The sequence below is a fragment of the Pseudomonas sp. KB_12 genome (assembly GCF_052114545.1).
GTDB classification, from domain to species: Bacteria; Pseudomonadota; Gammaproteobacteria; order Pseudomonadales; family Pseudomonadaceae; genus Aquipseudomonas; species Aquipseudomonas brassicacearum.
The window spans coordinates 1-7,920 of the sequence record NZ_JBFREY010000071.1; the positions used below are offsets into that span (position 1 = coordinate 1).

4 protein-coding genes are annotated in these 7,920 nt (G+C 62.5%); 3 read left to right on the forward strand and 1 reads right to left on the reverse strand.

The window, feature by feature from the left end:
• The coding region (locus AB4Z20_RS27820) for a retention module-containing protein (RefSeq protein WP_442091201.1) at nt 1-2,138 on the reverse strand (2,138 nt) is incomplete at its 3' end.
• A gap of 455 nt (nt 2,139-2,593) precedes the next feature.
• Between AB4Z20_RS27820 and AB4Z20_RS27825 the strand changes: the two genes are divergently transcribed.
• The 3 genes from AB4Z20_RS27825 (at nt 2,594) to AB4Z20_RS27835 (ending at nt 7,756) form a co-directional block, all read left to right on the forward strand.
• On the forward strand, nt 2,594-3,952 hold the full coding sequence (locus tag AB4Z20_RS27825) for a TolC family outer membrane protein (RefSeq protein ID WP_214512017.1): 1,359 nt from the start codon (nt 2,594-2,596) through the stop codon (nt 3,950-3,952).
• Between the two features lie 30 nt (nt 3,953-3,982).
• Complete coding sequence (locus AB4Z20_RS27830; RefSeq protein ID WP_214512018.1) at nt 3,983-6,142, forward strand: type I secretion system permease/ATPase; 2,160 nt, start codon at nt 3,983-3,985, stop codon at nt 6,140-6,142.
• A gap of 249 nt (nt 6,143-6,391) precedes the next feature.
• A complete protein-coding gene (locus AB4Z20_RS27835; RefSeq protein WP_253472342.1) occupies nt 6,392-7,756 on the forward strand; it encodes an HlyD family type I secretion periplasmic adaptor subunit in 1,365 nt (454 codons plus the stop codon).
• Nucleotides 7,757-7,920 lie beyond the last annotated feature (164 nt).

Sequence of the window (7,920 nt, forward strand, 5' to 3'; positions counted from 1 at the left end):
AGCGCCGATGCATCCGGGCTGCTGCCGTCGCTGAGGTTTTTCTCCTGGACCGTGAGCTCACCGCCGTCAGTGTCGAGGCCGGTGATGATCACTGGGTCGTCGTTGTTATGGACTTGCAGCACCAGGTTCGCGGTGCTGGTGTCGCCGTCTGCATCGGTCAGGGTGTAGGTGAAGGTTTCGCTGCCATCGCCACCGCCGTGCAAGCCTTTGAAATCGGCGTCAGCGGTGTTGAGGGTGTAGGTGTAGGAACCGTCGGCGTTGAGTACCAGGGTGCCGTAAGTGCCGGTGAAGGTRCCTGGGGTGATTGGACCGGACGCCACATGGTCCGCACCTTGGGTGTCGTTGGTCAGCACGCTGCCAGCCAGGGTCAGGTGGGTTTCTGAGGCCGTGCTGGCGTTGCTGTCGTCTACCGCTTTAGGCAAGTCGTCGACGATGTTCACATCCAGGTTGCCGTTGGCGGTGGTGCCGTTGTCATCAGTGACGACGACCGAAAATTGCTCGCTGAGGCTGTTGGCGCCGTTGGCGTTTGGATGGGCTTCGTTATCCAGCAAGGTGTAGCTGTAGCTGACCACGCCGGTGGTGGCGTTGTAGCCGGTGATGGTCAGGGTGTTGCCCAGCGCGGTGGTAATCGACTGTGGAAAACCAGCTGCTACWCCACCGGTGACGACGTTGATGCCGCCAACACTCAGGGTCTGCACACCGTCCAACGCCGTCACGGTAAAGGTGCCGCTTTGGGTCAGCGCCGGTGCATCCGGGCTGCTGCCGTCGCTGAGGTTTTTCTCCTGCAGCGATAGCTCACCACCCTCGGCATCAAGGCCCACCAACACCACAGGGTCGTCGTTGTTGTGCACTTGCAGCACCAGGTTCGCGGTGCTGGTGTCGCCGTCGGCATCGGTCAGCGTGTAGGTGAACGTCTCGGTGCCGCTGCCCCCGCCATGCAACGCGACGAATTGCGGGTCGCTGGTGTTGAGGGTGTAGGTGTACGTGCCGTTGGGGTTGAGCACCAGGGTGCCGTAGGTGCCGGTGAACGTCCCGCCGATGATCGGCCCGCTGTCGGGACCAGTGGGGATCCGGTCGGCGCCCTGATGGTCGTTGGGCAATACGTTGCCGGTGAGGGTCACCAGGGTTTCCGACGCCGTGTTGGCGTGGCTGTCGTCGATCGCCTGGGGCACGTCATCGGTAATGTTGACGTCCAGGGTGCCGGTGGCCGTGTCGCCGTCGGTGTCGACGGCCACCACCGGGAACTGCTCGGTGATGCTGTTGGCACCGCCACCGGCAGGATGGGTTTCGTTGTCCGTCAGGGTGTAGCTGTAGCTGACCACGCCCGTGGCCGGGTCATAGCCGGTGATGGTCAACGTGTTGCCCAGAGGCGATGTAATTGTCTGGGGGAAGCCTGCGGGCACACCGCCGCTGATCACGTTGATACCGCCGATGCTCAGGCTGCTCAGCCCGTCAGGCGCGGAAACCGTGAAGGTGCCATTTTGCACCAGCGCCCCCGCATTGCTGGCCGAACCATCGGCCAGATTGGCCTCGTTGGTGGTCAGTTCGCCGCCCTCGACATTGACCCCGTCGAGGGTCACCGGGTTATCCGGTGTCACCGGCGGCACGGTTGCATTGTCGCCCGTGTTGTCCGGATCACCGGCCAGGCGCAGCTGTGGAAACTCGGGAATCCCGTTGAACCCGGCCGTTGGGAAACCGATCAGCGGATCGACCTCCCCGCCGACTTCTTCCAGCAGCACAAAACTGTGCCCACCGCCCACGCCCCCCGGGTTGCCGCCCTCGGGGCCGGCGGCCGTGGCTTCACCGGTCTGGGTCGGGTCGGCACCGGCGGCGATGGCTTGCTGCAGCTTTTGCACATCGGTCAGTTGCGCGTTACTCGGTGTCGCCGCGTCAGGCGTGTCGACATGAGGCACGTGGTTGGCGAGCAACTGCGGGGTCAGGGTCAGGTTGCTTTCGCGGCCCAGGGTCAACGTCTGGCCGTTTTGCATATGAACAGCCACGGCCCCTTCGGCACCGGTGACCAGGTGTTCGCCGGCATAAAGCCGATCGCCTTCGACCAGAGGCCGCCGCAGACCACCGGCCGCTTCTGCGAAAACTTGCCCGACCACTTTGCTGACGATACCGATGAGCGCTGCCATGTGCATTTCCTCCGTTGCCGACCGCAATCGGCACCTGTCTGGGTGAAGAATCCGTCCTCAGGTTTGGCGACCCAAAAAGCTGGAAAATCTGCCAGCTTTCGTGAAAGCAGAAGGTGCTGGCAATTCGCCGAAACGACAAAAAACCGTCACCAAAAACCACCTCACAGATCGCCCTTTCGACACTTCTTCACGTTGCTTAAACATCTGCATGGAACTTTTATTGACGCCTAAAATCCGTCGAAACCCGCAGATTCAAAGGCTTTCGCTTTGAACAATGTGCCGGTTTTTTTCAAGCACATAAGTTTTTTTCGAAATAATCGTTATGAGAAATTCTTCTTAGGTTTTGCTCAGGATGTTCTTAGCTGTGTTGTTACAAGGTTGAAACGGTTTTGATCTTTAAAACGTCAACATTTTGGCGACAAGCGAAGCACTACAGACCTCAGGAGATGCACCCCATGCGCGTTCTAACCCCCCTCTGCAGCGCGGTTTTACTGGCCATGGCCTGCTCTTCTCAGGCGCAGGCAATGTCCTTGACCGAGGCGATCCAGAGCACCATTGCCACTCACCCAGAGCTGGCACAACGGGTGGACAGCCGTCTGTCGGCCAATGAAGACGTCAAAGTCGCCCGAGGGGGCTTTTTCCCATCGGTGGATTTGAATGGCGGTTACGGTCGTGGCTATAGCGACAACACCAACACCCGGGCCTTGGGCAATCACCACACCAATATCCTGACCTACACCCAATCGGAGCTGCGCCTGCGGCAGATGATCTTCGACGGGTTCAACACCGCCAATGAAGTGGAGCGCACCCAGGGCGTGGTCAACTCCCGGGCCTATTACGCCCAGGGCACCGCCCAGGATCTGGCGCTGCGCACCATCGAGGTCTACCTGGAAGTGCTCAAGCGCCGCGAGTTGGTGACCCTGGCCAAGAACAACCTGCAAGCGCACATGCGGGTCAACGACCAGATCGGCCTGCGCACCGAACGTGGGGTGGGCAGCAACGCCGACTCCGACCAGTCCAACGCCCGTCGGGCCCTGGCGGAAAACAACTACGACACCGCCCAGGTCGACCTGGCCGACGCCGAGGCGAACTTCTACAGCGTGGTCGGGCGCATGCCCGATGAACTGGAAGCGCCGCCCTCGACCAAAGGCGAACTCCCTGCCGACCTGCGCGAAGCCCAGCAAAGCATGGTGGATAACAACCCCTACCTGAAATCGGCCCAGGCCGACATACAGTCCGCCGAGAGCCAGTACGAAGTGGCGAAGTCGCCGTTCTACCCGCGCTTCGACGCCGAGGCGGCGGTGGGCGCCAATAACAACATCGGTGGCGAAGAAGGCCACGACAACAACTGGCGGGTCGGCGTGGTGATGAACTACAACCTGTTCCGCGGTGGCAGCGACAAGGCGCGGCTGGCATCCAACGCCCACCAGATCAACCAGGCCATGGACATCCGCAACAATGCCCTGCGCCAGCTCAACGAAGACACGCGCCTGGCCTGGAACGCGATGCTCAACGCCCGCAAACAGACCCCCACCGCCCGCGAATATGCCGACACCACCGCCCGCGTGCGCGCCGCGTACCAGGATCAGTTCGGTCTCGGCCAGCGCACCCTGCTCGACCTGCTCGACAGCGAAAACGAGCTGTACAACGCCAACCGTCGCTACACCGAGGTGCGTTACACCGAGGAGTACTCGATGTACCGGGTGCTGGCGAACATGGGCCTGCTGTTGCACAAACAACGGATCGTGCTGCCGGCCGATACGGTCGCGCAGACCGAAGTCAAGAACCAGGCTCGGCTGCCGGAACTGAAGTAGCCCCCTCGAAAAAATATGGGAGCAACCGACGTGACCAGCATGGAACCCACAACCCCGAGCGCTGACCCGCGCCTGAACTTCGATGATCCTTTGCTGGACGGTCTGTTGATCCTCTGCAAACTCCATGGTGCGACGGTCAGTCGCGCCAGCCTCAGCGCCGGGCTTCCTATGGCGCACCAACGCTTGAGCCTGGACCTGCTGCCGCGCGCAGCGGCCCGGGCAAGCTTGCAGGCGCGGCTGTTGCGTCGCGAGCTGGCAGATATTTCACCCCTGAACCTGCCGGTGATGTTGATCCTGGCGGGGGGCCGCTGTGCGGTCTTGCGGCGCTGGGGCGAGGACGGCAAGGCGCTGATCCTGCCCAGCGAAGCCGACGGCGGCGAACAGTGGGTCAGCCGCGAGGAACTGACCCTCGACTACAGTGGCCAGGCCTTGTTCGCCCGGCCGCGCCATGAACTCGAAGACCTGCGCTCGCCCCTGGTGCCGCGGGTCGAGGCGTGGTTTCGCGACACCTTGAAACTGTCGCGCTGGCTGTACAGCGACGCAATCCTGGCGAGTTTCCTGATCAACCTGCTAGGCCTGATGGTGCCGCTGTTCGTCATGCAGACCTACGACCGCGTGGTGCCGAACCAGGCCACGTCGACCTTGTGGGTGCTGGCCGTGGGGCTGTTGATCGGCACCGGTTTCGAACTGGTGTTGCGGGTGGTGCGCGCCCATCTGCTGGACACCGCCGGCAAGAAAACCGACGTGATTCTCTCCGCCACCCTGTTCGAGCGCATCACCGGCATGGCGATGAAGGCCAAGCCAGTGACCATCGGCGGCTTCGCCCAGAGCATCCACGACTTCCAGGGGCTGCGCGAATTCCTCACGGCGGTGACCCTCACCAGCCTGATCGACCTGCCCTTCGCCCTGCTGATGCTGGTGGTGATCGGCCTGTTGGGGGGCTGGCTGGTGGTGATTCCAGTGGTGGCGTTTCCAATCACCATTGTCTTCGCGATGATCATCCAGGTGCGCCTGCGCGACACCGTGCAAAAAAGCCTGGCCCTGGGCGCCCAGCGCCAGGCACTGCTGATCGAAACCCTCGGCGGCCTGGAAACCCTCAAGGCCTGCAGCGCCGAGAGCGAGCGCCAGCATCAGTGGGAAAGCACCCACGGCGCCCTCACCCGCCTGGACAGCCACGCGCGCAACCTCTCGGCACTGGCGACCAACGGCACCTTGTTCCTGCAACAACTGGCCGGCATGGCGACCATCGTCGCCGGGGTCTACAGCATCATCGCCGGCAACCTCAGCGTCGGCGCGCTGGTGGCGACCTACATGCTCGGCAGCCGGGTGCTCGCCCCGCTCGGGCAGATCGCCGGGCTGATCACCCGTTACCAGCAAGCCCAGCTCACCATGCGCAGCACCGATGCCCTGATGGCCTTGCCGCAGGAACGCGATGCCAAACAACGGCCGCTGGATCGCACCCAATTGCAGGGCGCGCTGGACGTCAACGGCGTGACCTTCCACTACAACGGCCAGAGCACCCCAGCGCTGGCGAACATCAGCTTCAGCCTCAAACCCGGTGAACGGGTCGGGATCATCGGCCGCAGTGGCTCGGGCAAGAGCACCCTGGCGCGCCTGGTGATGGGTTTCTATGCGCCGGAGGAAGGCCAGTTGCTGCTCGACGGCCTGGACCTGCGGCAACTGGACGTCGCCGACCTGCGCCAACAGATCGGCTACGTCGCCCATGACCTGCCGCTGCTGGCCGGTAGCCTGCGGGACAATCTCACCTTGGGCGCCCGCTACATCAGCGACGCGCGCATGCTGGAAGTGGCAGAACTGACCGGTGTCACCGAACTGGCGCGCCAACATCCCCAAGGTTTCGACCGCCCAGTGGGTGAGCGCGGGCAACTGCTCTCCGGCGGCCAACGCCAGGCCGTGCTGCTGGCCCGGGCCCTGCTGCTCGACCCGCCGATCCTGTTGCTGGACGAACCCACCAGCGCCATGGACAACAGCAGCGAAGACGTCTTGCGCCAAAAGCTGCACACCCATGTACAGGGCAAGACCGTGCTGCTGGTCACCCACCGCACCTCGATGCTGAGCCTGGTGGACCGCCTGGTGGTGTTGGATAACGGTCGGATTGTGGCCGATGGGCCGAAGGAAGCGGTGATAGATGCGCTGCGCAAGGGCCGGGTGGGCTCCGCGGCGGTATAGCTGCCAACACATCCCCCTGTTTGGTTCGGGGACATAGTTAACACTTGTGGCGAGGGAGCTTGCTCCCGCTCGGCGGCGCAGCCGTCGTAAAACCTGCCCGCGCGATCTACCTGTTACACCGAGGTGAATGGTTTTTGGGGCTGCTTCGCAACCCAGCGGGAGCAAGCTCCCTCGCCACAAAAGCAGTGTTCTGCCTCATTGCAATAATCGTGTTTGGCTTTATTTTCTCTCACTGACGGGTACCGCCCCATGTCTGCTCAAACACCGGATTCAGCCGCCCGAAGCTACTTCGGCAGTTTCAGCAAAAGCGCCGAAAGCGAGTTCATGCCGGAAACCGCCGGCGCCACGCTGCAGGATTCGCCCCGCCGCTCGCGGGTGACCGTGTGGCTGGCCGCCGGGTTGATCATCACGGGGCTGGTCTGGGCGAAGTTCGCGGTGTTGCAGGAAGTCACCACCGGCGAAGGCAAGGCGATTCCGTCGAGCAAGATCCAGGTGATCCAGAACCTGGAGGGCGGCATCGTCACTGAGATATTCGTCCGTGAAGGCCAGATGGTGAACAAGGGCGACACCCTGCTGCGCCTGGACGACACGCGCTTCCTGTCGAACAAGGGCGAAAGCGAGGCCGACCGCTATGCCTTGACCGCTCAGGTCGAGCGCCTGTCGGCCGAGGCCGAGGGCCGGCCATTCAATCTTTCGGCCGAGGTGATCGCCAAGGCCCCGCAAGTGGCCGAGGATGAGCGCTCACTGTACGAACAACGGCAACGGCGCCTGGCCAGCGAACAACGCACCCTGACCGAACAGCTGCGGCAGAAGACCCAGGAACTGGCGGAGTTTCGCTCCAAGCAAGGCCAGTTCAGCTCAGCCCTGGCCTTGCTGCAAGAAGAAATGAACATGTCCGCCCCGCTGGTACGCACCGGGGCGGTGTCGCCGGTGGAGATCCTGCGGCTCAAACGCAGCGCGGTGGAAATCCGCGGTTCGCTCAACGCCACCACCCTGGCCATTCCCCGGGCCGAATCGGCGATCAACGAGATCAAGAGCAAGATCGACGAATCGGAACAGACCTTTCGCTCCGAGGCAGCCAAGGACCTCAACGAGAAACGCACCGAACTGTCGAAAATCACCGCCTCGAGCATCGCCATCGACGACCGCGTGACCCGCACCACCGTAGTCTCGCCGGTGCATGGGGTGATCAAGCAACTGAAGGTCAACACCATCGGCGGTGTAGTGCAGCCGGGCAACGACATGGTGGAAATCGTGCCCCTGGAAGACAACCTGCTGATCGAAGCCAAGGTCCGCCCCCAGGACGTGGCGTTCCTGCACCCGGGCCAGAAAGCCATGGTCAAGTTCAGCGCCTACGACTACACGATCTATGGCGGGCTGAGCGCCAAGCTCGAACTGATCGGCGCCGACACCATTACCGACGACAAGGGCAACAGCTTCTACCTGATCCAGGTGCGCACCGACAAAAACCACCTGGGCGGAGATGCCAAACCCTTGTTGATCATTCCGGGGATGGTGGCGACGGTGGACATCATCACCGGGGAGAAAAGTGTCCTGGATTACTTGCTCAAGCCGGTATTGAAGGCGCGGACCGAGGCGATGCGTGAGCGCTGATCCGAATTTACCCCGACCCCGTGGCGAGGGAGCTTGCTCCCGCTGGGCTATGTAGGAGCTGGCGAAGCCTGCGATCTTTTGATCTTGATCTTTCGCTTGAGACTCAACTGTCTGGGACAAGATCGCAGCCTCGTTGCACTCGACAGCTCCTACACAGCTCCTAC